Consider the following 1096-nt stretch of genomic DNA (forward strand, 5'->3'; position numbering starts at 1 on the left):
TTCATTCGTTAGCAAATCTACAGTAGGTTTGCCGTTTTCATCATATTGAATAAACCAAAGAGCAGCATAACCGAAGTAGCTATTATTAAATTGAGCTTGCCCTCCTATGATAGTACCGTCATCATTCATTGCAGTAACTGAAGAAAAACCTGATCCATCTTGTTCGAAGGTTCCTAAATCATAAGCTTTCCAATCGTTACCTAACCAAATAGTAGCACGGTAATTTTCTCCAACTTTACTTCGCCCACCTGCAATTTTACCGTCTGCACTCAAGGCTCTCACTTCCCCATAGGTTTCATTGCCATCAATACCTTTTAATATGGTTTTTTCACTGTAATTATTACCCGACCAAATTGCAGGGATAAAAGTAGAAGATGCATATGGATCGCTATCATTCACGATCGATTTACCAGTAAGATCAAATGCTCCTCCCGCCACATCACCAGCATTATTTAATGCAAACAAACTAGAGTGATTATTATCTATCTCTTGAGCATCAGACCAGTCTGTTCCATTATGACGCCAAATTGAAGCTCTGTATTGATTACGACCGGCGACAATATCACCTTTATTATTAATTGCCTCAGCAGATGATTCCTCTAATGATAATCTTATACCATCCCAATTATCCCCCTCTTCTGTCCAGACTGTAGCTAGATTAATATGCCTATTTGAAGCAATGAACTCATAACCAACAGCTCGGTTGCCCAAACCATTTAGCCCTTGAACATTACCCAAAAAATCCTGATCTTCAATTGTATTAGTTGTATTAGTTACTGATGTTGGAAGCTCAATTGGCTCAGACCATTTGCCGTTTTGCCATTTCCAAATAGTAGGCACTAGGTACTTAGTTGTCTTATTTGCATTTCCTCCAGCTACATTTCCTTGATCATTAAGGGCGTAAACAAAGGAGAATATTGATTCATCTAATTGAACTGGTTTAACAAAGTAAGGAAGATCATATTTGTCATCCTCACTTTGCCATTTTTTCCATTGCCAAGTGGAATCAATATGATATTTAGCATTATATGTCGCAAAAATGGAACCTGTGGCATTAATTGCACGTACACCGCTATCTGGTTCATTAATAATAGGT

At 37.9% G+C, this 1096-nt stretch carries 1 protein-coding gene; it reads right to left on the minus strand.

Features of this window, described 5'->3' with window-relative positions; genetic code table 11:
- On the minus strand, positions 1–1096 hold a 1096-nt coding region (locus tag A1D25_RS10235), incomplete at both ends, for a hypothetical protein (RefSeq protein WP_157395577.1).

This window comes from Ursidibacter arcticus (genome assembly GCF_009761375.1).
Taxonomy (GTDB): domain Bacteria; phylum Pseudomonadota; class Gammaproteobacteria; order Enterobacterales; family Pasteurellaceae; genus Ursidibacter; species Ursidibacter arcticus.